23 protein-coding genes and 1 pseudogene are annotated in these 26,852 nt (G+C 38.4%); 18 read left to right on the top strand and 6 right to left on the bottom strand.

The window, feature by feature from the left end:
- The first annotated feature begins 16 nt into the window (after positions 1–16).
- From QFZ73_RS00555 to QFZ73_RS00540, 4 genes are all read left to right on the top strand, one after another.
- Positions 17–1,369 (top strand): aminotransferase, encoded by a 1,353-nt coding sequence (locus QFZ73_RS00555; protein ID WP_307272506.1) that lies wholly within the window; start codon positions 17–19, stop codon positions 1,367–1,369.
- Positions 1,370–1,519: 150 nt separating this feature from the next.
- On the top strand, positions 1,520–2,269 hold the full coding sequence (locus QFZ73_RS00550) for a PIG-L deacetylase family protein (protein ID WP_307261854.1): 750 nt from the start codon (positions 1,520–1,522) through the stop codon (positions 2,267–2,269).
- A gap of 45 nt (positions 2,270–2,314) precedes the next feature.
- Positions 2,315–3,367, top strand: coding sequence for a YeiH family protein (locus QFZ73_RS00545; RefSeq protein ID WP_307261853.1), 1,053 nt, complete (start codon positions 2,315–2,317; stop codon positions 3,365–3,367).
- 267 nt (positions 3,368–3,634) lie between these two features.
- Complete coding sequence (locus QFZ73_RS00540; protein WP_063233428.1) at positions 3,635–4,342, top strand: GntR family transcriptional regulator; 708 nt, start codon at positions 3,635–3,637, stop codon at positions 4,340–4,342.
- 199 nt (positions 4,343–4,541) lie between these two features.
- Here the strand turns inward: QFZ73_RS00540 and QFZ73_RS00535 are convergent, their stop codons facing one another.
- Complete coding sequence (locus QFZ73_RS00535; RefSeq protein WP_307261851.1) at positions 4,542–5,030, bottom strand: divergent PAP2 family protein; 489 nt, start codon at positions 5,028–5,030, stop codon at positions 4,542–4,544.
- Between the two features lie 300 nt (positions 5,031–5,330).
- Here QFZ73_RS00535 and QFZ73_RS00530 point away from each other — a divergent pair, with 300 nt between their 5' ends.
- The 3 genes from QFZ73_RS00530 to QFZ73_RS00520 are packed head-to-tail and all read left to right on the top strand — an operon-like array spanning position 5,331 to position 7,002.
- Positions 5,331–5,702 carry a hypothetical protein gene (locus QFZ73_RS00530; RefSeq protein ID WP_373458891.1) on the top strand — a complete coding sequence of 124 codons (372 nt, stop codon included), beginning with the start codon at positions 5,331–5,333 and terminating at the stop codon, positions 5,700–5,702.
- Between the two features lie 29 nt (positions 5,703–5,731).
- Positions 5,732–6,916: an erythromycin esterase family protein gene (locus tag QFZ73_RS00525; protein WP_307261849.1), complete on the top strand. Its 1,185-nt coding sequence runs from the start codon at positions 5,732–5,734 to the stop codon at positions 6,914–6,916.
- Positions 6,859–7,002 (top strand): erythromycin esterase family protein, encoded by a 144-nt coding sequence (locus tag QFZ73_RS00520; protein ID WP_307272502.1) that lies wholly within the window; start codon positions 6,859–6,861, stop codon positions 7,000–7,002. The genes QFZ73_RS00525 and QFZ73_RS00520 overlap by 58 nt, the downstream gene beginning before the upstream one ends.
- A gap of 92 nt (positions 7,003–7,094) precedes the next feature.
- On the opposite strand, the gene QFZ73_RS00515 is transcribed toward QFZ73_RS00520, so the two are convergent.
- Positions 7,095–7,535 (bottom strand): GNAT family N-acetyltransferase, encoded by a 441-nt coding sequence (locus tag QFZ73_RS00515; protein WP_307261847.1) that lies wholly within the window; start codon positions 7,533–7,535, stop codon positions 7,095–7,097.
- Between the two features lie 122 nt (positions 7,536–7,657).
- Between QFZ73_RS00515 and QFZ73_RS00510 the strand changes: the two genes are divergently transcribed.
- A complete protein-coding gene (locus QFZ73_RS00510) occupies positions 7,658–8,110 on the top strand; it encodes a MarR family winged helix-turn-helix transcriptional regulator (RefSeq protein WP_307261846.1) in 453 nt (150 codons plus the stop codon).
- Positions 8,111–8,162: 52 nt separating this feature from the next.
- On the opposite strand, the gene QFZ73_RS00505 is transcribed toward QFZ73_RS00510, so the two are convergent.
- The 3 genes from QFZ73_RS00505 to QFZ73_RS00495 are packed head-to-tail and all read right to left on the bottom strand — an operon-like array spanning position 8,163 to position 12,219.
- Positions 8,163–10,022, bottom strand: coding sequence for an ABC transporter ATP-binding protein (locus QFZ73_RS00505; protein ID WP_251437324.1), 1,860 nt, complete (start codon positions 10,020–10,022; stop codon positions 8,163–8,165).
- Complete coding sequence (locus tag QFZ73_RS00500) at positions 10,019–11,743, bottom strand: ABC transporter ATP-binding protein (protein WP_251437326.1); 1,725 nt, start codon at positions 11,741–11,743, stop codon at positions 10,019–10,021. Before QFZ73_RS00500 ends, QFZ73_RS00505 begins: the two co-directional genes overlap by 4 nt.
- Positions 11,740–12,219, bottom strand: a complete 480-nt coding sequence (locus QFZ73_RS00495; protein WP_307261843.1) for a MarR family winged helix-turn-helix transcriptional regulator — start codon at positions 12,217–12,219, stop codon at positions 11,740–11,742. The genes QFZ73_RS00500 and QFZ73_RS00495 overlap by 4 nt, the downstream gene beginning before the upstream one ends.
- 501 nt (positions 12,220–12,720) lie before the next feature.
- Between QFZ73_RS00495 and QFZ73_RS00490 the strand changes: the two genes are divergently transcribed.
- From QFZ73_RS00490 to QFZ73_RS00445, 10 genes and pseudogenes are all read left to right on the top strand, one after another.
- Positions 12,721–13,725: a thiamine pyrophosphate-dependent dehydrogenase E1 component subunit alpha gene (locus QFZ73_RS00490; RefSeq protein WP_373458890.1), complete on the top strand. Its 1,005-nt coding sequence runs from the start codon at positions 12,721–12,723 to the stop codon at positions 13,723–13,725.
- Positions 13,726–13,737: 12 nt separating this feature from the next.
- Positions 13,738–14,721 (top strand): alpha-ketoacid dehydrogenase subunit beta, encoded by a 984-nt coding sequence (locus QFZ73_RS00485; RefSeq protein ID WP_251437331.1) that lies wholly within the window; start codon positions 13,738–13,740, stop codon positions 14,719–14,721.
- 312 nt (positions 14,722–15,033) lie between these two features.
- A complete protein-coding gene (locus QFZ73_RS00480) occupies positions 15,034–16,404 on the top strand; it encodes a sigma-54 interaction domain-containing protein (RefSeq protein ID WP_373458889.1) in 1,371 nt (456 codons plus the stop codon).
- A 447-nt stretch (positions 16,405–16,851) separates the two neighbouring features.
- Positions 16,852–18,405: an acyl-CoA synthetase gene (locus tag QFZ73_RS00475; protein ID WP_307261837.1), complete on the top strand. Its 1,554-nt coding sequence runs from the start codon at positions 16,852–16,854 to the stop codon at positions 18,403–18,405.
- A 187-nt stretch (positions 18,406–18,592) separates the two neighbouring features.
- Positions 18,593–19,387, top strand: coding sequence for an enoyl-CoA hydratase/isomerase family protein (locus tag QFZ73_RS00470; protein ID WP_307261835.1), 795 nt, complete (start codon positions 18,593–18,595; stop codon positions 19,385–19,387).
- A 257-nt stretch (positions 19,388–19,644) separates the two neighbouring features.
- A complete protein-coding gene (locus QFZ73_RS00465; protein WP_251437339.1) occupies positions 19,645–21,111 on the top strand; it encodes a GntP family permease in 1,467 nt (488 codons plus the stop codon).
- A 190-nt stretch (positions 21,112–21,301) separates the two neighbouring features.
- Positions 21,302–21,745: a MaoC/PaaZ C-terminal domain-containing protein gene (locus tag QFZ73_RS00460; protein WP_373458888.1), complete on the top strand. Its 444-nt coding sequence runs from the start codon at positions 21,302–21,304 to the stop codon at positions 21,743–21,745.
- 426 nt (positions 21,746–22,171) lie between these two features.
- The gene (locus QFZ73_RS00455; RefSeq protein ID WP_307261832.1) at positions 22,172–23,095 is read left to right on the top strand and encodes a DMT family transporter; all 924 of its coding nucleotides are present in this window, start codon (positions 22,172–22,174) and stop codon (positions 23,093–23,095) included.
- 178 nt (positions 23,096–23,273) lie between these two features.
- On the top strand, positions 23,274–23,876 hold the full coding sequence (locus QFZ73_RS00450) for a hypothetical protein (RefSeq protein WP_307261830.1): 603 nt from the start codon (positions 23,274–23,276) through the stop codon (positions 23,874–23,876).
- Positions 23,818–24,963: pseudogene (locus QFZ73_RS00445) on the top strand (tyrosine-type recombinase/integrase). Before QFZ73_RS00450 ends, QFZ73_RS00445 begins: the two are co-directional and overlap by 59 nt.
- 404 nt (positions 24,964–25,367) lie before the next feature.
- Here QFZ73_RS00445 and QFZ73_RS00440 read toward each other — a convergent pair.
- Positions 25,368–26,518 (bottom strand): IS3 family transposase gene (locus tag QFZ73_RS00440; protein ID WP_373458887.1). Its coding sequence is split into 2 segments (ribosomal slippage): positions 25,368–26,269 and positions 26,269–26,518, totalling 1,152 coding nucleotides; the frame shifts between segments, so codons are not numbered across the junction.
- Between the last annotated feature and the right edge of the window lie 334 nt (positions 26,519–26,852).

Below are 26,852 nucleotides of genomic sequence, written 5' to 3'. Positions count from 1 at the left end.
GGTTTCAATAGTGAAGATGGAAACTGAAACGAAGGACCTTGTTCAAATGGATAAAGACCATTTATGGCATGCGATGCATCGCTATAATGAGAAGGATGCTCCCATGATGGCTACAGAAGGATCCGGCTCATGGTTCACAGATACTAAAGGTGATAAATATTTAGATGGGGTTTCCGGTTTATGGTGCTTGAACCTGGGTCACGGACGAAAAGAGATTGCCCAGGCAGCCTATGAACAAATGATTAACTTATCTTACTTCCCTTTAACGTTAAGCCATAAGCCGGCAATCGAATTATCTGCAAAAATAAGTGAACATTTAAAGGGCTCTTATACAACTTTTTTTACGAACAGCGGCTCTGAGGCGAATGAGACAGCTTTTAAAATAGCCAGGCAATATCATTATCAAAATGGGAATCAGGGTAAATACAAATTCATCTCAAGGTATAGAGCGTATCATGGCAATACTTTTGGCGCGCTTAGCGCAACCGCACAGGCTAACCGGAGAGTGAAATATGATCCGGCGGTTCCAGGTTTCCTGCATGTGCCACCGCCGTACAGTTATCGAAGCCCGTTTGGGGAAAACGTTGAAAATTCCGATTTGCTTGCAGCTGAATATATCGATCAGGTCATTAACTTTGAAGGGGCTGAAACGGTAGCAGGTGTTATTCTTGAACCATTCATCTCTGGTGGCGGGGTCCTTATTCCTTCGAAAGAATACTTAAAGAGGGTTTCGGAAATCTGTAAGAAGCATGATGTTCTTTTAATTGTGGATGAAGTGGTTTCAGGTTTTGGGAGAACCGGAAAAATGTTTGGGTTCATGCACTCGGATGGGGTTCAACCCGATATTGTTACAATGGCAAAGGGTTTGACCAGTGGTTATCTTCCACTTGGAGCAACGGCAGTGAATTCCAGGATTTATGAGAAATTCAAAGAGAACGGAAATTTAAATCATTTCAGGCATGTGTCAACATATGGAGGCCACCCTGCATCTTGCGCAGTTGCGCTAAAGAACATTGAAATCTTAGAAGATGAAAAAATCGTTCAACGGGTATCTGAACTTAGTGACTCGACTTTAAGTGAGCTCTTTGAATTGACAGCCCTGGATAAAGTAGGGGAAGTTCGGGGAGTTGGGTTTTTATATGGCATTGAATTAGTGGAGGATAAAAAGACAAAAACGCCTGTTTCCGATGGATTCATGGGTAAAATAATAGGGGCTTGCAAGGAAAAGGGTCTTATCATCGGCCGTAATGGTGATACAGTTCCTGGATATGGAAATGTTTTGATCATTGCACCGCCTTTATCTTCGACCGTTGAAGATTTACGCTTTGTCATAGAAACGGTTAAATCCGTTTTATATGAATTATGCTAACCATAAAAGGTGATTGGCTTTAGGGTGCTATATTTATAGACGAAATTGAAGATGGGCATGATATGTCTAACCGTTTTGACATCCATGTCCATTTTTTCATATTGGGTCTCACAGTGTGGGAAAACTGGAGAATCCGAAGTAGGAGGAAATATGCAATCACAACAAAGGTTATTGGTGGTTCTTGCTCATCCCGATGATGAATCATTCCTGTGTGGCGGAACCATTGCCAAAATGTCTGAGCAAGGTGTTCATATAACTTTACTATGTGCGACAAAAGGCGAAATGGGCAGGCGCATGGGAAATCCCATTCTTACAACAAGGGAGGCATTGCCTGAACTAAGGGTAGAGGAGTTAAAAAGAGCTTGTGAAGAGTTGGGAATCAGAGACTTGCGATTTTTAAACGTAAGGGATAAAACGATTGAATTTGAAAGCTTCGATTTATTGACGGAGAGAATCGTAAAGGTGATTCGTGAGGTTCAACCGAATGCACTAGTAACATTCCATGAGAAATATGGGGGGCATCCAGATCATTGTGCGATTGGCCGTGCTGCCGAATTTGCTTTTCTAAAATCCGGTGATCCCGATTTTTATCCAGATCCAGTATTTCCAGCTTTTAAGGTTCATAGTCTGTACTTTGTCCTTTGGCATTCTTTTTATGATGAATGGTTAAAGGAAAACGGGCTGAGCAGTATCAGAAGAGTGAATATAGCAGGGACTTTACAAAAAAAGATCCGTGCCTTAAGGTCCCATCGCTCCCAGACTCTAGCCGTTCCTGAATTATGGGGTAATCAAAATCCAAGCTTGCCTTTTTTAAAGGAGTCCGAGTATTTTATCAAAGGGAATTCACCTACTAATATAGAAGAAACCGATTTTTTTCAAACGATTGAAAGGATGGGATGATACGTAATTTGGGCTTTAGTTTATCTGGAAAGGGGGAAGGAATGTATGGAATTGGAAAAATATGTGCCGCTGGAAGAAACACCTCAGGCGCAGCAAAAACCGCTTCAAAATAAGGTGCTTTTGTGGCTGAGCGGTATCGCTTTCACCTTTTTTATTGCCCTCTTAGGCTTGGGGCTGTCCAAGATTTCAGGATTCAATCGAATCGGTCCTCTTGCATGCTCGATCATCATTGCCGTGATTTATCGTCAAATTGCGGGATATCCAGAAAAATTCCGGACGGGAATTGAATTTTCCGCAAAAAAACTTTTGCGTTTTGCCATTATTTTATATGGGTTGAAATTGAATATCGATGTGATTTTCAATCAGGGACTGCCACTGTTAGTACGTGACATAGGGACAGTAACATTTGCCATAGTCGTGATGGTCCTGATTGCAAAGTGGCTTAAGGCAGATGCTTCCATTTCCCTTCTTCTTGCTGTAGGAACCGGGATATGCGGTGCAGCAGCCATTGCGGCAATATCTCCAATCGTGAAAGCGAAGGAAGAGGATACAGCCATAGGCGTCGGGATAATCGCTTTAATGGGAACACTTTTCTCCATTGTTTATACACTTTTACGTCCGATCCTTCCGCTATCTGCTTTGGATTATGGAATCTGGTCTGGGATCAGTCTTCATGAAATCGCCCATGTTGCATTGGCAGGAGCACCGGCTGGTGAAGATGCGCTAGCGATTGCACTCCTCGCAAAATTGGGCCGTGTCTTTTTACTAATCCCTTTATGTTTCATTTTTATGTATTGGATGAAAAAAAGCACATCCGGGAAAATGGGCAATGATGCCAAAATTGATTTTCCATGGTTCCTCGTTGGTTTTATCATCATGAGTCTATTAGGAAGTTATGTATTTGGAACTTATATTACCGTATCGCCTCTCGTAATGGATGGCATATCCAAAACGACTACATTTATATTGACAATGGCCATGATCGGTCTTGGACTGAATGTTAGTCTGCAGGCATTACGGACAAAAGCCATGCGTCCTCTTTTAGCCATGACCATTACCTCTTTGCTGCTTTCCATAATATCGTACTTTATCGTTTAATATATAAGCTTTCCATTGTTTTCCAGTTAGATATGCCTGAAATGTGATGAAGAATGCATATGGTTAAGCCCTGAATATATAGATCTATTCAGGTTTTTTTATTCATCCGAAGAAAACCTTTTTGGAAAAGAAGGGGTGAAATAATGAAAAAATCCTAATTTAAGGAAAAGATAAACGCTGGAATGTTTGAATATTATAACTATTTGGTTTACAATATAAGAACTGATACGAACATTACGATGTCTTTTTCTGTTTGGAGGAAATTTTATGGAGTTAGACTTTAAAAATCCAATCCCATTACATGCTCAATTGAAAACCATATTGGAAGATCAGATTTTGGAAGGTTATTATAAAGACAAAATCCCGAGTGAAAGGGAACTCATGGATATGTATTCTGTCAGCAGGAGTACTGTTAGGGAAGCCGTATCCATCCTGGTTCGTGAGGGGATATTGGAAAAGAGGCATGGAAAGGGAACGTTCGTTTCCCTTAAACCTGTACAGGAATGGCTAAAGATGATTAGTTTCACTGAAACCACTAAAAGTATGGGGATTGAATTACTGGACCATGGCCGTGTAATGACACCTGAAAATATAGCTGATGCAAATGGCTTTGAAGATGAATCATACCATATAAAGAGGCTACGGTTACAGGGGGATGTCCCCATAGCCATTGAATTGCATTATTATTCTTTGGACCTAGGAAAAAAATTGACGAAATTCGATTTAAGTACCACCGTATTGTATGACGCACTCGAAGGTGATCTAAACATTAACTTTTGTGAAGCGGAACAAATTATAACCTGTGGCTTTCCAACTAAAGAAGATGCTGAACATTTAGGTATAACAGAAACGATGTGCTTGCTGATTACAGAACGAATGATTTTTGATTCTGATGGTAACTTAGTAGAATATTATAAAGGGTTATTCCGATCGGATATGTACTCATTCGCAATGAAAATGTCACGGAAGAATTGATTTGGCACATGAAATGACCTAAGCCTTTCTAAGAGAGTTAAGAGGCTTAGGTCATTTTCAAATCTACCCAGTATACACAAAGATACGACTTTTATTGGATAGTCTGTCTATGTTAATAACATAGGCATATATAATCTATTGTTATGATCAAAATATATCTTATTAGAAGATCTAGAATATCAAGGCTTGTCCACTGATTTCAGCCGTTTGGTTTTGAGGGCTTGCCACCCTCCAATTTCGCCGAAATAAGCCCAAGTACAACTCCAAGCAGCGCACCTGCTCTGACTTCCACAGGCTGATGTCCGAGCAGTTCATTCAGTTCTTTCTCACGCTCCACATACTCGAAGCTCGGAAACTCTCCAGAAAATTTCGCCATATTATCTTCAAGATCATTTACAAGCTTAGCAATTTCGCCTGTATGGCGCCGTATCCCCTGAGCATCATACATCACAATCACGCCAAACACTGTCGCCAGCGATGTTTCCGTATGAAGCCATCCTTTATTCGCTGCCACATAGGATGCCAGTGCGGCCACACCAGCAGAGTGCGAACTAGGCATGCCACCTGTTGTGAAAGCCTGCTTCAAGTCCCACTTTCCCGTCAGCTTATTATGGGTTAAAATTTTCAGTCCTTGCGCAATGCCGATCGCCGACAGCGCCGTTAAAATTCCCCGATTCATCTTTTCCATGAGCAACTCCTCCACTCCAGACCAGTCCAACCCAACCCAATCCGGGAATTTATCTTCCCTCTTTTGATACCCCAAAAATAATTTTTATATGCAGTAGTTCCATGACATTTATTAAAAGCCATTTGTGTTAAGTTTCATACATCATAATGACATTTTTAAGGCATAAATTCCGAGCTAGGGGTTTAGGCTTGCTTTTTTACCGGTAAAGGTCACTATTTCATAATAATATTTATAGGATGAGCCCCATAAGGAAAATATATAACGGAAGATTATTAACATGGTGTTAAGGGTGGCAATGGAATGAACAAGATCAAGGAAGTAAATCCTGAAGAGTTAAAAAAGATCATGAAGGTAACCGAGCGAATGTCTTTCACAAAAAACTTCAGGTCTGCTACGGCTGAAGAATGGTTTGTTTTCATTCCCGGCTTTAAAGATCCGGTTACTGGAGGAGCTGCTGGAAAGGCTATAGTGCACTACAATCTATATGGAAACAAAGATATGTTCATTAACACAACAGTCATTCTGGATGACCCTGTTCTATTTGGGGAAGAAAATTTTCAGCTGGTTTACTCTATTTGTGATGAACTCATAAATCGTCTAGTAGGATACGCTGATACTTTACTGTCAGTACACGCAGGTTCAAATTCTTATAATGCTGAATACAAACGATAATGTTCGGAAACGAACAAGGAGGAAAAACAGTGCATCATAATCTGGTTCAGTCAATAATCGAACAATCAGTCAAGCTTACAAGTGAAGCAGATTGGGATAAGCTTGTTCAACAAGTTAATAATTCAAAATTTGTTTTGCTGGGTGAGGCATCACATGGAACATCCGAGTTTTACACGGCGCGAGTTGAAATAACAAAAAAACTGATTCAAGAAAAAGGGTTCACTTTTGTAGCCGTTGAAGGCGATTGGCCCGCATGCCAGGCAATTAATAGGTATGTTAAAGGCTATGACCTAGTGACTGGATCCGCAAAGGATGTGCTGAAAAGTTTTGACCGCTGGCCGACCTGGATGTGGGCAAACGAGGAAATGATCGACCTGATTGAATGGATGAAAGAATACAATGAGTCTGGACAAAATCTAACGAAAGTTGGATTTTATGGGATAGATATCTATAGTCTCTGGGAATCCATGGATGAAGTCATCCATTATTTAAAACAAATTGATTCACCTGACCTCGAAGCTGCCAGACAGGCGTTCACATGTTTTGAGCCATTCAATCGGAATAATGAAGAATACGCAGTTTCTGCAGGCATTTTTTCGGAAGAATGTATAGAGGAAGTAGCCAAATTACTGACAACTATTCAGCGAAAAAAAGAAAAATACCCTCATCATGAAGAAGTGAATTTGAACCTTCAAGTGAATGCTTTGGTAGCGTATAATGCAGAAAATTATTACAGGACAATGGTGGTTCATGATGATAAATCATGGAATATTCGAGATATGCATATGGTGGATGCACTTAATGAAATTATGGATTTTTACGGTTCTAAAGGCAAGGCGATTGTATGGGAACATAATACACATGTTGGCGATGCCAGCGCTACTGATATGAGAGATTCAGGGATGATTAATGTCGGCCAGGTCATTCGTGAGCAAAACGCAACTGAAGATGTATTTATCACAGGTTTCGGAACCTACAGGGGAACGGTAATTGCAGCAGATGAGTGGGGCATGGATTTTGAAATAAAAACAGTACCCCCGGCAATGAATGGAAGTTGGGAGGAGGCAATGCACCTTTCGGGGTCGTATAATAAGTTGCTCATTTTCACTGATGAAAATCGGCACCTATTCCAAGGTAGAATTGGACATGTCGGGCGATTGGGGTTGTATACAGGCCGGAACATGAACAATATGGAAACTATGTACCTTCTGTAATGTCAGATAGATATGATGCTTTTGTTTATCTTGATGAGACTCAAGCCCTTCACCCGATTGTTCATGAAAAAGCACCCGTTGTGTAATAAAAATAAAAGCCCTTTATAACATTTCGTGTTATAAAGGGCTATGCCTTTTTGTTCGTGCTAATTATTTGTTTTACTCACAATTAACACAATTATTCATTAACAAATTCTTTTATCATCAAAAGATGTGGACCGCCATCTTCCATAAAGACATCGGATGAAGTCTGATAGCCGAGTTTTTTATAAAAGCCCTCTGCCTGTGTTTGCCCATGTAATTTAACCTTGGATAATTCCTTTTCCTTTGCAATTTCTTCTAACGTTTTTATTATTATTTTTCCAAGACCAAATTTACGGTAAGGCTCTAAGATGCAAATTCTCTCCAATTTACCTACAACATCAACAACTCTTAACCTTCCAGTTCCAACTGGTTCTTCATTATAATAGACTAATATGTGTTCAGAAAGATCATTAAGTGTATCATATTCATCAAATTCACTTTCCAATTGGAAACCTTGTTCCTCTACAAATACTTCTTTTCGGATATCAAAAGCTATTTTTAAATCATTTTCTGTAGTTATTCTCTTTGAATCCAATGTTCTTCATCCCTTTTCTAGATTTATTTAATTAGACAAGTCATAATAAATGTATATCCTTTTTTAGTATAAATGAAATAATTTTTGTTGTAAATACAACAAAAAAGTCAGGGGCTTTATGAATGAAGGAAATACTCCGTGAAATTGGAATGATAGCAAGGGCATTGGACTCTATAAGTAATATCGAATTTAAAGAATTTGACCTTACAAAAGGGCAGTATTTGTATCTTGTTCGAATATGTGAAAATCCAGGAATCATCCAGGAAAAGTTGGCAGAAATGATAAAGGTTGACCGAACGACAGCAGCTCGTGCCATTAAAAAACTAGAAATACAAGGTTTTATCGAAAAGAAAAATGATGAGGATAACAAAAAGATTAAAAAGTTATATGCTACTGATAAAGGTGAAAAGGTCTATCCCTTTTTGAAAAAAGAAGGAGAGTATACCGACAGGGTTGCATTATCTGGATTTTCTTTTGAAGAAACGGAAACGATGTTCCATCTTCTTCAAAGGGTCAGAAAAAACATTGAGGTAGATTGGGAATTTGTGAAAAAGGGAAATAAAAGGGGGTATTGATACATTATAAAAAAGAGGCTCGATTCCGATTCGAAATTGAGCCTCTTTCTTATTATCCAGCTACATTTTCAGTGAACTGACTATTGTATAGCTCTGCATAGAAACCATTCTCCCTTAAAAGGTCTGAATGCGTTCCCTTCTCTATCACTTTTCCTTGATCCATAACAAGAATCAAATCTGCATCCTTAATCGTTGAGAGACGATGGGCAATGACAAAGCTAGTTCGTCCTTCCATCAGTCGGTTCATGGCCTTTTGGATAAAGACTTCTGTCCGAGTGTCCACACTAGACGTCGCTTCATCCAATATCATGATTGGTGGATCTGCTAGAACAGCCCGGGCGATCGTCAAAAGCTGCTTTTGGCCTTGTGAGATGTTCGAAGCTTCTTCGTTTAAGATTGTTTCATAACCATCTGGAAGTGTCCGAATGAAATGGTCGGCATGTGCCGTGCGAGCAGCTGTAAAAATTTCTTCATCAGTGGCTCCATTTTTGCCATAAGCGATATTTTCTTTAATCGTACCATTAAAGAGCCAGGTATCTTGAAGTACCATACCAAAATTCTTTCGAAGATCATTCCGTGACATATTCCGTGTATCAAGACCATCAATATTAATCTTTCCGCCATTGAGTTCATAAAATCTCATCAAGAGATTTATCATAGTTGTTTTACCAGCACCAGTCGGTCCAACAATAGCGACCGTCTGTCCAGGCAAGACATCGATGTTCATATCTTCAATTAACATTTCTTCCCCATATCCAAAGTCCACATGTTCAAAAGTGACAGCACCATTTGCCCTTTTTATATTTGCTGTGGTTTGTTCTTTCATTTCCTCTTCTTCATCAAGTAGTTCAAAAACACGCTCAGCGGCAGCAACCGTCGACTGAATAATGTTAGCGATGTTAGCCGTTTGTGTGATTGGCTGGGTGAACTGCTTTGAATATGTGATGAATGCTTGAATGTCACCAATTGAAATCGAACGTTGCGTTACCAATATTCCGCCGACAACGCTGATGAGGACATAGCTCAGATTTCCGATAAAGAACATCACGGGCATGATGATACCCGATATAAACTGGGCTTTGCTTCCCGCTTTATACAATTCTTCATTAACCGCAGTAAACTGGGCACTCGCCTTTTTTTCATATCCGAATGCTTTAACGACTTGATGACCGGTATATATCTCTTCAATGTGACCATTTAATTGTCCGAGTTTACTCTGTTGATCGGCAAAATATTTTTGGGATCTTTTTAAAATAGGCCGGATTGCAAATATTGACAAAGGTAAGCTGACTATCGAGATTAATGTCAATAACGGGCTTATCGAAAGCATCATGATGATAATCCCCAAAATCGTTACGATTGATGTGATGAACTGCGTTAAGCTTTGCTGAAGGGTGCTCCCGATTGTATCAATATCATTTGTCATTCGGCTAAGTGTTTCTCCGTTTGGCCGGCCTTCAAAATATTTGAGTGGAAGTTTCTCGAGCTTTTCGTTCACATCTTCTCTAAGATCATATACCGTGTCTTGTGCAACACTTGACATAATGTATTGTTGAACATAGTTGAAAAGGCTGCTTAAAGCATAAAGCCCGGCAAGGAGTAGAAGGATCTGGCCGATTTTATCAAAGTTAATAGCTGCTCCTGGTATTCCCTGGAATTTCCCGTAAGCTCCTTCGAATAATTCCGTAATTGCATTTCCCATGATCTTTGGTCCAACAATCATAAAAATCGTACTCATGATTGCAGCGAAGAACACGGAAATCAATTTGTTGCGCCGCGGTTTTAAATAGGTCAATAGACGTTTTAGTGTTCCTTTAAAATCTTTTGCTTTTTGACCCATCATCATCATGTTACCGCCACCAGGACCATGCCCAACCTGACCGCCACCTTGAGGTTTTTTTTGATTACTCATGCAATTTCCTCCTCTGTGAGCTGTGATAAGGCGATTTCACGGTAAATGTCGTTTGTACTAAGCAACTCTTGGTGTGTTCCCATACCTACAATGTGGCCTTCGTCTAACACGAGGATTCGGTCAGCGTCCACGACCGTACTGACACGCTGTGCAACGAGTAATACCGTCGAATTTTTCGTTTCATCTTTCAGGGCTGCGCGAAGGTTGGCATCCGTCTTGAAGTCAAGTGCAGAAAAACTATCATCGAATATATATATATCCGGTTTTCGAATTAGTGCCCGTGCAATCGAAAGCCGTTGTTTTTGCCCTCCTGATAGGTTTGAACCGCCTTGATCGATTTCTGCCTCATAGCCGCCTTTCATGTTGCTGATAAAATCTTCCGCTTGCGCGATCCGAGCCGCATGCTCAACTTCATCTTGCGTGGCTGTTTGTTTTCCGAAACGAATGTTTTCAGCGATAGTACCTGTAAAGAGGAAGGCCTTTTGTGGTACAAAGCCAATTTTCGAACGAACTTCATCTTGTGATGACTTACGAATATCAACACCATTGACGCGAATCGTTCCACTCGAAATATCATAGAAGCGAGGGATCAAATTGACGAGCGTCGTTTTCCCTGAACCTGTTCCACCGATTATTGCGGTGATTTCACCAGGACTTGCAGAAAAACTAATATCCGATAATGCATGTTCTTCTGCCCCTGGGTAACTGAACGTCACATGTTCAAATTCAAGTGTACCGTGTACACGATCTGCCTTTTCTGTCCCCTCATCTAGGAATGAAGGTTTCATGTCAAGGACCTCGTTTATCCTTGTTGCAGACACGGCCGCTCGCGGAACCATAACGAACATCATGGATGCCATAACGAGAGCGAACATGATTTGCATAACATATTGGATAAATGCCATTAAGTCCCCGATCTGCATACCGCCGTTATCAATACGAACTCCACCAAACCAAATGATACCAACAACCGTCAAGTTCATTACAAGCATCATTACAGGCATCATGAAGGCCATGATTTTATTGACTTTGATCGAGACATCCGTCAATTCTTTATTCGCTTTCTTAAGACGTTCTTTCTCTTGTGTTTCACGATTGAAGGCACGAATGACGCGAATACCAGTTAAATTTTCTCGTAATACAAGGTTCAACCGGTCTAATCGTTTTTGCACCGTTTGAAAGAGAGGCACACCTTTATATAGAATAAGCAAGATCGACCCAATCAATAAAGGCATTGTGACAACTATGACAAGTGATAATTTTGCATCCATGGATACAGCCATGATCACTCCGCCGATTAACATGATAGGCGCACTGATAACCATACGAAGCATCATGATAACCACTTGCTGGACTTGTGTTATATCATTGGTCGTCCTTGTAATCAATGACGCCGTACCGACTTCATCAAATTCTTGTAACGAAAATTTTTCAACATGATTAAAGACTCTCAGGCGGAGATCGCGTCCCATTCCCATTGCAGCTTTGGACGAATAGTAGCTTGCGATTATGGATGCACAAGCGCCAAGTGCGGAAACCAACAGCATCAAACCACCGATTTTCCAAATGTAAGGAGTGTCACCTCGAACGACGCCTTTGTCAATAATATCAGCCATTAGTGTAGGCAAAAAGAGGTCCGACATCGATTGAATAAAAACCAGACCGATAACTGCTGAAATAATCCACTTATAAACGGATAAATTTTTCAGTATTTTTATCATTTTGTACACTCTCCCTGTTCGGTTGCTTGTGCTTCTAAAAAGTTTGTAATTTGAAGATGCGTTTCCAGTAACTCTTCAAACTGTTCTTCGGAAAGCATTTCAATGGCCGTTTGAAAGACTTGGTGAATGCTTCCTTCGTGAAAATGAATCGTTTTTAATAAATTTTTCCCCTGATCGGTGATTGACAACTGAATCTCACGCCGGTTGCCCTCCACTTGCTCGCGATGGAGCATGCCCGATCGAACGAGACCATCGACCGCTTGGCTCAAGGTGCTTTTTGGAAGAAATGTTTTCTCCCCGACCTTTTTTTGAGTGATTTCCTTGTGATGGGTAATGGCCATTAAAATGGAATATTGAGGAACTGTTAACCCATTTTCTGCTGCTGTTTTTTGAACGAACCGCATTATATTTTTCTGCACGTTCCAAAATGAACGGAATAGTTGTACGGAACGTATTAATTGTTTTTCATTCTCCACTCAACATCACCATTCTTTCTCTTTTAAACTGTTCCATATTGAACATTTAATTTTATGAATCATTTTAATTTACTGCTATTTTTCCGTTTAGTCAACAAAAAAACAACATAAACACCCCGGGGTTATCTAGACTTTGGTGTATACATGGAAATGAGTTTTATAGTCAGGCAAGGCTTTCGCATGAAAACAAACCCTACAATGCGAAATTAACTTGAAAATGTGATATGAAAAGTGTTAGGATAATATTGAGTTAGTACCAGGTAATAATACTAGATGATAACGCAAATGAGAATATACGGGTGTTAAATGGCGAGCATGTATACATAAAAGAATTTTTCTTCCGTAAATACATAACAGGATGGGGCTCTGTATCACAAATTACCTATCTTTCTTATTTTCTGTTTGTTTGTCTCGCAAACTTAAATTTTAAATAAGGTGACAGTATGAGGGAAATATTCTGGTTTTAACGGGGAAATGTTTAATTATTAGGTATTAGGAGGGATGATACATATGGATAAAAATCGTCATCTACAGGCAGGTCTGAGTGATGAGCAGGTGCTTGAGATGTATAAAATAATGTTGTTGGCAAGACGGATGGATGAACGGATGTGGCTGTTGAACAGATCTGGAAAAATTCCATTTGTCATTTCTTGTCAAGGACAAGAAGCAGCACAAGTGGGTGCTGCGTTTGCATTGAATCGTGAAACGGATTATGTCCTTCCCTATTATCGGGATCTAGGAGTAGTGCTTGCGTTTGGGATGACCGCCAGGGATTTGATGTTATCAAGTTTTGCAAAAGCTGAAGATCCAAATTCAGGCGGGCGTCAAATGCCTGGGCATTTTGGGCAAAAAAAGAATCGCATCGTGACGGGATCTTCGCCAGTTACCACTCAAGTGCCACATGCAGTGGGGATTGCACTCGCTGCAAAAATGGAAGGAAAAGATATTGTTTCATTCGTTACATTCGGAGAGGGTTCATCAAACCAAGGTGATTTCCATGAAGGAGCAAATTTCGCAGGTGTACATAAACTTCCGGTTATCTTGATGTGCGAGAATAATCAGTATGCCATTTCCGTCCCGATTGAAAAGCAATTGGCTTGCGGGAAAGTTTCGGACCGGGCCATTGGTTACGGCATGCCAGGGGTGACGGTTGATGGAAATGATCCGATTGAAGTATACCGGGTGGTGAAAGAAGCTGCAGAGAGAGGAAGGCGCGGTGAAGGCCCAAGCTTAATCGAAACGGTTTCATACAGGCTTACACCACACTCAAGCGATGATGATGATAGTCAATACAGGTCGCCTGATGAAGTATCGGAGGCAAAAAAAATAGATTCGATCATTACTTTTGGTGCCTATTTAAAAGCAACAGGAATCATGGATGATCAAATGGAAAAACAATTGAACGAGGAAATAATGGAAGTGGTGAACGAAGCGACGGATTATGCGGAAAATGCACCATTTGCGAATGAAGACACGCTCTCAAAATACGTTTACGCAGAAAGGTAAGGAGGAAAGACGATGGCAGTGATATCTTATATAGATGCCGTGATAATGGCGATGCGGGAAGAAATGGAACGTGATTCCCGTGTATTTGTCTTAGGTGAGGATGTAGGGATAAAAGGTGGCGTTTTTAAAGCGACTTCAGGGTTATACGAACAATTCGGTGAACAGCGTGTCATTGATGCTCCGCTTGCTGAATCTGCAATCGCAGGAGTTGGCATCGGCGCGGCCATGTATGGAATGAGGCCGATTGCGGAAATGCAATTCGCTGATTTTATCATGCCTGCAATCAACCAGATCATTTCAGAAGCTGCAAAAATTCGTTATCGCTCCAATAATGACTGGCATTGCCCTATCGTCATCAGAGCTCCATACGGTGGAGGTATACATGGGGCGTTATACCATTCACAATCCGTTGAAGCCATTTTTGCCAATCAACCGGGACTTAAAATTGTCATGCCCTCTACACCCTATGACGTGAAAGGGTTATTGAAAGCAGCCATTCGTGATGAAGACCCAGTCCTTTTCTTTGAACATAAACGAGCTTATCGCCTTATTAAAGAAGAAGTGCCCAATGATGATTATGTTTTACCCATAGGTAAAGCGGATGTAAAACGAGAAGGCGAAGACGTTACAGTGATTACTTACGGCCTTTGTGTTCATTTTGCGCTTCAGGCAGCTGAAAGGCTGGCCAGTGATGGCATATCTGTTCATATACTTGATTTGCGAACCGTTTATCCATTAGATCAAGAAGCCATTATGGAAGCTGCATCTAAAACAGGAAAAGTCCTATTGATTACTGAAGATAATAAGGAAGGGAGCATCATTAGTGAAGTATCGGCGATCATTGCAGAAAACTGCCTCTTCGATCTAGATGCCCCAATCATGAGACTTGCGGGTCCGGATGTTCCAGCAATGCCATATTCACCATCATTAGAGAAATCCTTCATGGTGAATCCTGAAAAAGTGGAAAAGGCACTGCGGGACCTAGTTGCCTATTAGATGATCGGCATGGAGGAACGAACCTTGCGCATCCGTTTAAATTGTTGATTATTTTGGGGTTGATCTTAAAAATGAACTTAAGTCTAGCAACTATAAAAAAGGTTGCCAGGCTTTTTTTGTGCTAAATAAATCATCTTTAGTGAAAAAATAATCTGTTTGATTACGCTAGAGAGGGTATATAAAACTCCACCGAATTCTTTTTAATGAACACTTTATTTAGCAGTGATTTTTGGGGAATTCTCACTTCGTAAATATATATTGAATAAAATGCATGGTATTATATGGTTAAGTGTTTTGTGTAAAGGAGAACTAATGATGAATACTGGACAATTATCCAATAATAAACTATTAGATATGGTGTTTGAAAGTACATATTATGGAATTGTAATTGTCGATAGTCATGCGAAAATTCAATATATTAGCAATAAATATTGTGAATTTTTAAATGTTGAACGCAGTACAGTGATTGGTGAACATGTGACGAATATAATTGAAAATACTAGGCTACACCTAGTCGTGCAAATAGGTAAATCGGAAATTGCGGATATACATTTTCTTCGTGGTGATTTTGTTATCGCTAATCGGATTCCTATCATCGAAAATAAGGAAATAGTCGGTGCGATTGGGACAATAATATTTCGCGATCTTGATGACTGGAACAAAATGAATAGCCACATTAAGGAGATACTGACAAAACATAATTTTTACAAAAATGAAAGAGATGTTACAAATGGAGTAAAGTATTCCTTACACAATTTAATTGGAAATTCACAAGAAATACAACAGTTAAAAGAACGTGTGAAAAGGGTTGCTAGAGGTGATATCTCTGTACTAATTAGAGGAGAAAGCGGTACAGGCAAGGAAATAATAGCACATAGCATTCATCAGTTAAGTGGGAGAAGCGAAAAACCACTTGTGAAAATAAATTGTACTTCAATTCCGGAACACTTGTTAGAATCTGAACTTTTCGGTTATGAAGAAGGTGCCTTTACAGGGGCAAACAAGGGAGGTAAAATAGGAAAGTTTCAATTTGCTGATGGTGGAACTGTTTTCCTTGACGAAATTGGCGATATGCCTCAGCAAATGCAAGTCAAGTTATTAAGAGTTCTTCAGGAGAAGGAATTTGAGCCTGTAGGTTCACTTTATCCAAAAAAACTAAATGTTCGAGTGATTGCTGCAACAAATCGCCCTTTAGAAAAATTGGTTGAAGAAAAGCTATTTCGTGAAGACCTATTTTATAGAATTAATGCTGTCCAATTATTTGTTCCTCCTTTAAGAGATAGAATTGAAGATATCCCTTTACTTGTAGATTATTTTTTAAAAAAAGTCACAGCTCGAATAGGAAAACGAGTAACCTCTATACATCCCGAGGTGCTTTCATTAATTGAGCAATATAACTGGCCAGGGAATATCAGAGAACTAGAGAATGTGATTGATGCAGGTGTTCACCTATCAAATGAAGAGGTAATCGGAAAAGATGCTTTACCTGATTATCTAAAATGTCATAAGGTTAAAATGAAAGAAGGAAGTTTAAAGGATATTGTGGAGGAAACAGAAAAGAAGGCAATCGAAAGAGCGTTAAGGAGGTTTAAGTTTGATAAAAAACGGGTTGCGGAAGCTCTCGGAATAGGAAATTCTACCCTTTACGATAAAATAAAAAAATATCGGATTACTGACCAATAAAAATAAATCCGGGATTTCAGAATTCATTCCGAAATCCCGGATTTATATTTTAATTTCCGTGTTAGTGTAGATATGTTCACATTAAAAGAGGAAAAAGGCTATAGAACAGATTAAATTTTATATAAATTATGAAAATCAATGAATAAAAAAATCAACTGATCTAACTTCAGTTGATTTTTTTTGTTTCTTTTCTGAAAAGTCAGAAAATAAATAAATGAATATTCCTCGATAATCAAAAAAAGTAAGTCAGTAAAGGGGGGTTCCGTTTTGGAATGAATCTTGCATTCAAAATTAGAAGAAAGGAGGAAAGGATTCGTTAAAGACGAGTGGTCAATTTAATGGCATGTAAGAGGCCCTTGTTTAGTAAGAATTACTTTGAACATTATTGAATTTAGCGCTTCGATATCTGTATTTTGAATCTGCTTACATTGAAAAGGAGGAATTTCATTGGATGTCGGTTTTATCACAAGAAAAGTGGCGAATGATTTAAATCATATAAATCCTAGAAAAATAGCAATAAAAGAAGAAGTAGGAAAGTCAATGACGTACATGGATCTCCACCATATATCAAATGCGTATGCAAACAAGCTTTACGAATTAGGAGTTCAAAAAGGGGATCGTGTCGGTATTTTACTTTACAACTGTCTCGAATATTTTAGTCTATATTTTGCCATTGCGAAAATCGGCGCAATTGCCGTTCGACTTAATTTCAGGCTATCAAGTGCTGAGCTTGAGTATGCATTAAATGATTCACAGACAAAAATATTGTGCTTCCATTCCAACTTAGCCAATCAGCTGGAATCAGTTTGTAATCATGTTTCTGTTGAGCGTTATTTTTGTCTTCCCCATAGAAATGGCTCAATCCCAGGTTGGTCTGAGTCATGGAGTGTTTTAGAAAGTGGTTCGGTTGATGAGGTAAAAGTGGATAACATTAAATTAAACGATCCGGTCATGCTGATGTACACATCAGGCACAACGGGAAGACCTAAAGGTGCGATATGGACTCATGATACAACTTTCTGGTTTTCCACGATACAAGCGCTGAAATGGAAATTTACAGGGAGAGAAGTTGCGATGACGACAGGACCACTATACCATGTTGGAGCGATGGAAGATATCGCACTTCCTATTCTTATGATGGGTGGAAGCGTAATAATTACAAAAAGCCAAGAATTCGAGATTGGAAGAATTCTTTCCGTTATTGAACAGGAAAATGTGACCGATGCTTTTCTATTCCCTTTTATGATTTATGAAATGCTGAATTTGCCTGAAATTGAAGAGTATCAGCTAAAATCTTTAAAAACTATTTATACAGGTGGTGATCCGCTAATGCCATGGGCATTAGAACTATTAAAAAAGAGGTTTCCCCAAATTGGAGTTGTTCAAGTTTACGGGTTAACTGAAGGACAACCAATTGCGGCTTCGCTTGAACCACAGGATGCTTTTACAAAAGGCCATACCGTTGGAAAGCCGATGCCACTTACTGAAATTAATATTATCGATGAGGATGGAACGCCCTTGCCTGTTGGTGAAATTGGTGAAATCGCTATTAAAAGTCCAGCGGTTTCTGAGGGTTATTGGAGGAAACCTGATGCCACAATGGAAACATTCGTGAATGGTTGGTGTAAAACAGGAGACATGGGAAAATTCGATCATGATGGGTATCTATCAATTGCAGGCAGAAAAAAGGATATGATTCGTAGCGGTGGTGAAAACATATACTCAGCGGAAATTGAAGATGTCTTATACCGACATGAGGAAGTGAAGGAAGTATCTATAATTGGTATTCCTGATCCGAAATACATTGAGGCTGTATGTGCTGTTATTGTTAAAAAAGAAGGAGCCAAACTTACGGAAGAAGATGTTGTTAATTACTGTAAGGAACATCTTGCTAGCTACAAAAAACCTAGAAAGGTCACATTTGTTGATGAAATTCCACGTACCCCATCCGGTAAGGTTCAAAAGTTTATTCTTCGAAAACAGTTTAGTGGTATGGAATAAATAAGGAATTTCCCAAAGGTTAAAAAGGTACAGGTTTTTTAAACGCATTATTTCAATTTGTTTTAAAAATGCACATAACCACAAAGGATTCTATCAAGATATCTGGGTTTACCCACTGATGCATGTTTTCAACAATGCAAGAATATCCGGAACCCACAAGTACACTTAAGGTTGAGGAGGAAAACCGATGAAGAATAAAAATCAAGTTGTTTCATGGTCAAAACAGGGTAATATTGCAACGATTATTATTGATAATCCACCTGTTAATGTATTAAGCGCAGATGTTATAGAACAATTGAATCTAGTGGTGGATGAAATTGAAAGCGATTACAAGGTTAAGGTCATTATCCTTACAGGTGAAGGCGAAAGAGCTTTTGTTGCTGGTGGAGATATTAAAGAATTTCCAGGATGGATAGGAAAAGGAGTCGAAGAAGGAAAGGGGAAATCACTTTGGCTTCAGGAACCACTTAATAAAATTGAACGTCTATCTCGACCGACCATTGCTGCAATCAACGGATTAGCATTAGGTGGAGGATGTGAACTTGCCTTAAGTTGTGACATTCGAATTGCGGAGGAACAAATTAGGATTGGGCTTCCTGAAATTAAATTGGGTTTGTTTCCAGGGGCAGGGGGAACTCAAAGACTTCCTAGACTGATAGGTAAAGCAAAAGCAAAAGAATTGATCTTTACTGGTGAGCCACTGAATGCAGAAGAGGCCAAACAAATAGGGCTTGTTAATCATGTCGTACCAAAGGGGGAATCCATAAAAAAAGCAATGGAAATCGCAAAATGTATTTGCAATTATTCTTTACAATCATTAACTTTTGCAAAGCATTCTATTGATTACGGTTATGAACAAACACTTGAAGATGGACTCGTGATTGAAGCTGAAAATTTTGGCCATGTTTTTCAGACAAAGGACGTTAAGGAAGGCGTTGAAGCCTTTATTAATAAAAGAGAGCCAAACTTTGTTGATCAGTAATCACTCATGACAAAACCAGAGTCAAGTCCAGTCCAATTTTTGAAAAAAGAAGATTCTGAAGTAACTAATTTTTGTTAATGAACTAAATAGATAAAGTTATATTAAAAAATCAATGCATCTATTAAGGAAATTAATTAGAGTTCTTTACTGCATGTTCACTAGAAAAGTGAACTATGATGCCCAAGAAGTCTAGGGGCAATGCATTCAAAGCAGCAACAAATGATAACATATATTTTGAGAAAAAGGGGGAAATCAATATGGATGTAATGATTATTATTATTTCACTAGGATTACTTATGTTCCTAGCATATCGAGGATTTTCTGTTATACTTTTTGCACCATTGTGCGCTTTGTTTGCTGTATTTTTAACGGATCCTGGACATGTTTTACCTTTCTTCTCTAATATATTTATGGTTAAGTTGGTTGAATTTGTTAAATTATATTTCCCGGTTTTTCTACTAGGTGCTATTTTTGGGAAATTGGTTGAAATAAGCGGTGTTGCAAAGAGCATAGCTAAAATTATTGTCCGTTTTATTGGGGCTAAACAAGCCATTCTAGCCATTGTGATAATGGGCTCAATCCTGACTTATAGCGGAGTTAGTTTGTTTGTTGCAGTATTTGCCATCTATCCATTTGCTGCTCAGCTGTTTCGCGAAGCTAATATTCCAAAGCGTTTAATTCCGGCGACAATTGCAGTTAGTGCTTTTACCTTCTCCATGGATTCACTTCCAGGCTCTCCGCAAATTCAGAATGTCATTCCAACGGGATTCTTTAAAACTGACATCTATGCTGCACCGACATTAGGAATCATTGGGGCAATATTTATCATTTCCTTGAGCCTTTTATACTTAAATCATTGTCGACATAAGGCAGCTAGAAACGGTGAAGGGTATTTTGGAATTGGGGATAAAGCTATTGATAAGGAAGCTGCTGAAGCAGAAATGGCAGCTAGTTCTGCTATATCGATGGAAACGACCAATAAGTTGGGAATGGATTCTGAAAAAGCTATAAGTAGAAAAGACTGGCTTGCTTTTATTCCGTTGGTGTTAGTTGGAGTGATGAATAAGTTCTTTACTGAGTCTTTTCCTCTTTGGTATGCCAAAGGATTTGATTTTGCAACAATTGGGTTAAAAGATTATGGAAATGTTGATATGTCTAAAGTTATTGGTGTTTGGTCTGTAGAGGTGGCTCTTATTCTCGGAATAATAGCAACCGTGTTATTAAACTTAAAAGCTGTCAAATTAAATTTCAATTCGAGTATTAATATAGGGATTAGTGGGGCATTGCTTGCAACCATGAATACGGCAACCGAATATGGTTTTGGGGGTGTGATTGCTGCTTTACCCGGCTTTACTGCGATACAAGATTATCTTACTGGAATGTTTTCGAATCCTTTAATTAATGGGGCGATCATGACAAATGTTTTGTGCGGCATTACTGGTTCAGGATCTGGTGGGATGAGCATTACGCTGAGCCTAATGGCTGATACGTATATACAAACAGCTGCTCATTTTGACATTCCGTTGGAAGTTTTACATCGTGTCATTGCTATGTCAGCAGGTGGATTTGATACTTTGCCACATAACGGAGCCATAATTACTCTTCTGGCTGTTACTGGACTCACACATCGCCAGGCATATAAAGACATTTTTGTTATTACCATTATAAAGACACTTGCTGTATTCTTTGTAATTGGTATATTCAGCTTGTTTGCCATCGTTTAAATATTTGCCGGTGAGCATTGGAAAATGCATTTCGATTTATAGCTTTAAACGCTATTTACATCGAATAGTACGTCTTCGAAAAATATTTTTTATAGGTGTTGATTTTAAAAACTATCACTAAATTATATAGTCTATAGTATTTAATATCTGAATTTTCCAATTCAAACCCAAATAAAAGGGGAGTGGAATAATGTTTAATAAATATTTCCATCAATATGAAATTGGAGAAACATGGGTGTCGAAAGGACGTACTATAACCGAAGCAGATCTAGTAATGTTTTCTGCATTTAGCGGTGACTGGTTTCCCCTCTATACTGATAAGGAGTATGCAGCAAATACACAATTTAAGCAAAGGATAGCACACGGAATGCTTATACTTTCGGCTGCAACCGGCTTATTTCAATTTGAACCAGGAATCGTCGTTGCATTTTATGGTTTGGAGAAAGTTCGATTTACAACCCCTACCTTTATTGGGGACACGATACATGTAGAATTAAAGGTGATTGACCTTTTTGAAAAAGGCTATCAAGGTGTTGTAACAGTCATCCAAGAAATAAAAAAACAAAACGGAGAAACTGTAGCCATCGCTAATATGAAAATAATGGTCAATTCTGATGCCAATGTAAAAAAATAGTAATCACTTGGTTTATTAGGCGACAAACTTAAATATTTGAGCAGATAAAACGTACTTATGACTATATCAATATCATTAATCCAGTCTATCGAATTAGCTTTTGGGTATAAGAGGAAATTAGAATTGAAAGGTATTATCCCAAACTTCAGCACGGAATTTAAACGGGCGTTAGGCGGAAGAAACGAAATAACAAGCTGAGTTTTTTACTTCATTTTTCAGATGAAGGCAAGCCTGCACACTGGCTTGCCTTCTTTGATGAACTCAAGCCTCTTTAGTTTTTAAGACATCTTTGTCTTGCCTTTATAATGTGTTGTTTCGAGTTCGATTTTGGCAGAAAAAAATTTCAAGTTCATCTTATATAGCAAGATTTTATATGAAATCCATAACAATGTTTGTCATAATAAGAAAGTAGGAAGGGGGAACATCATGCTTCGATTATACGGGGCTTTAATCGGCCTTAGTTTGATATGGGGTTTATCATTTGTTTTTATGAAGTGGATGCTCCCGCCAGCGGGCATTTGGGGCATTGTTTTTCTCCGCTGTTTTGCGGGTGCTGTTGTTCTGCTTCCCATTTTATGGTGGAAGCGCAGGGGGATCAACTGGAAATTGCCGTGGAAAGCACTGGTCGTTGTCGGAATCTTCAATTGCGGATTAGCATGGGGATTAATACCTTTAAGTGAAACGGAGATTAACAGCAGCACGGCATCGATTCTAAATGCAACCACTCCCATCTGGACGGGGATCATCGGATTTATCATTTTTTCATACGTTCTGACCGCCCGACAATGGATGGGCATTCTAATTGGTTTTTTCGGAATTCTAGTATTGATGGATTTTCAAATCGGTCAGCTTTTCGGAAAGGAATTCATCGGGATTGGGACAATGCTGCTAGCGTCCATCTGTTATGGTTTTGCCGGTCATTTTACGAAAAGATTTCTTTCCAGTACCAGCATATTGGTCATTACGACGTTTACGCTGCTCACGGGTGCCGTTATCGGTTTGATCGGGATGCTAATAACAGAGCCGATTAAGCCAGTGCTGTTGATGGAACCGCTGACGATTTTCGCCATAGTCGGTCTTGGGTGCTTTGGCTCTGGGCTCGGCCAGCTGATCTATTTCTACATCAATAAAAATGGCAGCCCAGAGTTAGCCGCGTCGGTTACATACCTTATTCCTGCAACCGCTATGGTTTGGGGCTATGTCCTGCTTGGAGAAGCGATTAATCCTAATGTAATTATTGGCCTGCTGATTATTTTCGCAGGAGTTTATCTTTCTTCTAAGAAGTCAAAAGAAAATGATGGCACAAATTCTTCATCCGGAAAACAAGCGGAATTGCATCACGTAAAATAAGAAACCAAAACGAAATAGCCCTCACGTAAAGCATTTGTTTTTTCCTGGGGGCTTTCGTATTGAAACACATTAATAGTTTTTAATTCAAACCTTATTCTTGAACTCAAGTTCGTCTTTTTTAAGAAACTATTTAACTGACAATTGGAGACTTACAACATTTTTCTCCAAAGGGGCTCCAATGGTTAGGCGGTTAGCAAATTTCGTCAATGATAAATATCCCAAAATAACATCACTACTAGACTTAAAAAAAGAAAGAACAAGTCTACAATGGATAAACTATTTGAATAATAGTGGGATACGTACAAGACGTATCATAACTCAAAAAGATACCGGGATGACTTACGAACAAAATACTCCAATAGCCAACTTTTTTAGTATGATGTACGAGGATCTTTTACGATATTCAGATATGCGTGAAGAATGGGAAAAAGACAAATGGGATATAAGAAACTTAAAGACTAAATATGGATTACTATACAATGAATCTAAGGCTAACTATTACTTGGATTTTAGTGTGATAAAAAACGTAACGATAAGAAATGCCTTTAAAGAATACTGCAAACTAAGATTGCTTAGTAGAAATAATTTTACTGTCTCCACTGCTTTGGATTATCTAAGGTATATACGAAGATTCGCAAATTTCATCAATATGATAGAGCCTGAGTGGGATGATTTTAAACACTTGAAACGAAAACATATTATTAAGTATTTAGAATTTATGAATGATTATGCTACCAGTGTTGTTAACCAATCCAGAAAAGCATATCAAACAAGCTGTTAATTTCGTTTCAAAGTTTCTTAGTGACATTCAAATGTATCAGTACGATATCGCTCCTATAAATAGCGTTAGTACACTCATATTCCGGGAAGATAAACCGAAGATAAAGAAAATCTCTCATGAACAAGTAGAATATATTCCAAATTATGTTCTTGAGCAATTGTTCCAGAATATAAACGACTTACACAGCGATGTTCAGCCGATCATTTGGACAGCCTTTAAAACTGGATTAAGAATTTCAGATACACTTTCTCTAACGCAAGATTGTTTAGTAAAATTAAAAGGAAAATATTCATTAGTTACAGATATTGAGAAAACCTACGTTAAAGGGCATTCTATTCCTATTGATGATGAATTAGCGCATATGTTGGCGGTGCTAATAGAACAATCTAAACTTAAAAGCAATCAGGATAATAACCCCAATGGTTATATTTTTGTTAGATATCGCGGTTCTAGAAAAGGAAAACCCTATTACCAATACTAGGTTGCTGAACAATTAAATATATTAGCAAGAGCAAAGAATATTGTGGATGAGAATGGTGATTTATTCAAATTTACAAATCATCAATTCCGTCATACATATGCAGTAAAGATGCTAAACAGTGGAACAGATATTCTCACTGTCCAAGGGCTTCTGGCACACGCATCAGCCGAAATGACAATGAGATATGCTCGTTTGTTAGACGAAACTAAAAGAGAAGCTTTCGAAAATGCTGTAAATAAGGGTGTTTTTTCATTTGACTTAAACGGAAGGATGTATGAAATATCCGAAAAGGAAGAAGTTCCAGAAGATGTACTTGATATGTTGTGGAGAGATCAAAAGCTGACAGACGTTGATTACCCATATGGTTCCTGTAGAGCAAGGTTGAATGGTAATTGTCCTCATGCTGAGGAACCGCCTTGTTTAACCTGTAATGGAGGGAAACCGTGTAAAGATTTAGCTGTCGGTCTTTCGGATATGGATATAGCAAAATACGAAATTCATATTCAATCTATATCAAAAATGATTGAGGTTGCAAAGGAATATAACCGTGAAGAACTTATTACTAAAAATCAAAAGGTACGAAAAGTAGATTGTATCCTGAACTAAAAAAATCTGGATACCTTCGTTGACAAAGGAAAATTTTTTCTTTATGGAACAATCGGGGCAATTTAGTTGAACAAGAGAAATAAAATAACCTTAGTAAAGGAAAACTAATACTGAGGTGAGTTATATGAAAAAGAAATTTTTATTATTAATTATTTTATGCTTTAGTGTATTCTTAGCTCCCAATTCTTCAAAAGCTACAGAAAATACCTGAAGACGTGTTGGAAAAAACATTAATTAAGCTATTACAGGAACCAATTAGCTTGGTAGTGGGGCAGATTGGTTTAGAGGTAATGAGAAAATATTAGAAATAATACAAGATGAAGAAAACATTGATATATTTAACGTTAAAGTTCAAGTAGTAAGTTGGATTTGAGTCAATATTTTGGACACTAAAAAGTTAAATCTTAAGCTGTATTCCTAATTCGATCTTCAATGGCTTGTGGGGTTTGATAGCCCAAGCTGCTGTGAATTCTTTTTCGGTTATACCAACCTTCAATAAATTGGAACATTGCTAATTTTGCTGTTTGATAGTCTAGATATTGTACGTGGTTGACTTCTTCCTTTTTTAATAGGGCATGAAGGGATTCTATACAGGCATTATCGTACGGGCAACCTTTCTGACTAAAGGATTGCTTAATATGATGGTTTTGGATATGTTGAGTAAACTCACTGCTTGTATATTGTGAGCCAAGATCCGTATGAAGAACTAAGCCCTCCGAGGGCTTTTGTGATAAGTGTGCGTTATTGAAAGCTTTTATGACCAGTTCTGTCGTCATTGAACGAGAAAATGAATACCCTACTATTTTCTTAGAATGAAGGTCTAATACCGAAGCTAAATAACACCATCCGTCTTTTAACGTGTGGATATACGTAATATCTGCTACCCATTTCTCATTAATAGTTTGAGTAGTGAAGTCTCGTTTTAACAAATTATCCAATTGAATAACCTTTTCTTTAGATGGGTAGGGACGGTATTTTTTCTTAGTAATAGAACGAATTCTAGCCTTGCTCATTAAACGTTGAACACGCTTAAGACTTAGGGAAAAACCTTTGGTTAATAAGCTTTCATGAATCTTTGGAGCCCCATACCGTCCCTTGCTTTCCAGGTAAATGAGATGAATTTCCTTCGTTAGTTCTTTATTTTCTTGTTCGCGATTTGATACCACTATTTGAAGGGACTGGTAATGGCTGCTTCTTGGGATTTCTAGTATTTCACACATCTTCTGGACGGGATATTGTTTCTTGTGTTCCTCAATAAATTCGGAAAGATCTGTCTCGGTTACTTTTTCGCGAATATGGCCATAGCCTTTTTTAAGATTTCAACTTCTTGCTTTAACCGAAGGTTTTCCTTCTGTATGGCTGCTAATTCATTTGGGGTCATGGAATCTTCCCCTAAACCGATAGGAGTAAATTCCTTAACCCATTTATAAATGGTAACTTCTGATACGCCATATTCGCCGCTTAATTCTTTGACCGAATTACCCGAGTGATAAAGATCTACAATAGTCTTCTTGAATTCATTATTATATTTTTTACCTGTATTCTTACGTTCCAAGACGGACACATCCTCTCAAAAATCATTGTAAGGACTTAACTAAAATGTGTCCATGAAACTATACTAACTCCAAAGTTTCCAAGGTTCACATACCTCACCATATATGGAAGAGATAATAACCTTTAAAATTGTAGGCAATAAAATCAAACCAACCAATTATTTCAACAGAGATATCCCAGAAAAAGAGTGGCATAAATTTCAATTACAATAAATTCTTTATGACGGGTGCGTTAGTTTAAGAAAAAAGGAGAGTACATATTATACATGGCTAATATGTACTCTCCTTTATTTATTAAGGTTTTTTATAATTAGGTCTAGATAACTTCAATTCAGT

The organism is Peribacillus sp. V2I11 (genome assembly GCF_030817135.1).
Classification (GTDB): domain Bacteria; phylum Bacillota; class Bacilli; order Bacillales; family DSM-1321; genus Peribacillus; species Peribacillus simplex.
Note: the sequence above shows the minus strand (reverse complement) of the source record. Positions and strands in the feature narration are given on the sequence as shown.

Coding starts and splice junctions, on each gene's coding strand:
- QFZ73_RS00555 (WP_307272506.1), top strand. CDS start 17: ATGGAAACTGAAACGAAGGACCTTGTTCAAATGGATAAAGACCATTTA.
- QFZ73_RS00550 (WP_307261854.1), top strand. CDS start 1,520: ATGCAATCACAACAAAGGTTATTGGTGGTTCTTGCTCATCCCGATGAT.
- QFZ73_RS00545 (WP_307261853.1), top strand. CDS start 2,315: ATGGAATTGGAAAAATATGTGCCGCTGGAAGAAACACCTCAGGCGCAG.
- QFZ73_RS00540 (WP_063233428.1), top strand. CDS start 3,635: ATGGAGTTAGACTTTAAAAATCCAATCCCATTACATGCTCAATTGAAA.
- QFZ73_RS00535 (WP_307261851.1), bottom strand. CDS start 5,030: ATGGAAAAGATGAATCGGGGAATTTTAACGGCGCTGTCGGCGATCGGC.
- QFZ73_RS00530 (WP_373458891.1), top strand. CDS start 5,331: ATGAACAAGATCAAGGAAGTAAATCCTGAAGAGTTAAAAAAGATCATG.
- QFZ73_RS00510 (WP_307261846.1), top strand. CDS start 7,658: ATGAAGGAAATACTCCGTGAAATTGGAATGATAGCAAGGGCATTGGAC.
- QFZ73_RS00505 (WP_251437324.1), bottom strand. CDS start 10,022: ATGAGTAATCAAAAAAAACCTCAAGGTGGCGGTCAGGTTGGGCATGGT.
- QFZ73_RS00500 (WP_251437326.1), bottom strand. CDS start 11,743: ATGATAAAAATACTGAAAAATTTATCCGTTTATAAGTGGATTATTTCA.
- QFZ73_RS00490 (WP_373458890.1), top strand. CDS start 12,721: ATGATACATATGGATAAAAATCGTCATCTACAGGCAGGTCTGAGTGAT.
- QFZ73_RS00485 (WP_251437331.1), top strand. CDS start 13,738: ATGGCAGTGATATCTTATATAGATGCCGTGATAATGGCGATGCGGGAA.
- QFZ73_RS00480 (WP_373458889.1), top strand. CDS start 15,034: ATGATGAATACTGGACAATTATCCAATAATAAACTATTAGATATGGTG.
- QFZ73_RS00470 (WP_307261835.1), top strand. CDS start 18,593: ATGAAGAATAAAAATCAAGTTGTTTCATGGTCAAAACAGGGTAATATT.
- QFZ73_RS00465 (WP_251437339.1), top strand. CDS start 19,645: ATGGATGTAATGATTATTATTATTTCACTAGGATTACTTATGTTCCTA.
- QFZ73_RS00460 (WP_373458888.1), top strand. CDS start 21,302: ATGTTTAATAAATATTTCCATCAATATGAAATTGGAGAAACATGGGTG.
- QFZ73_RS00455 (WP_307261832.1), top strand. CDS start 22,172: ATGCTTCGATTATACGGGGCTTTAATCGGCCTTAGTTTGATATGGGGT.
- QFZ73_RS00450 (WP_307261830.1), top strand. CDS start 23,274: ATGGTTAGGCGGTTAGCAAATTTCGTCAATGATAAATATCCCAAAATA.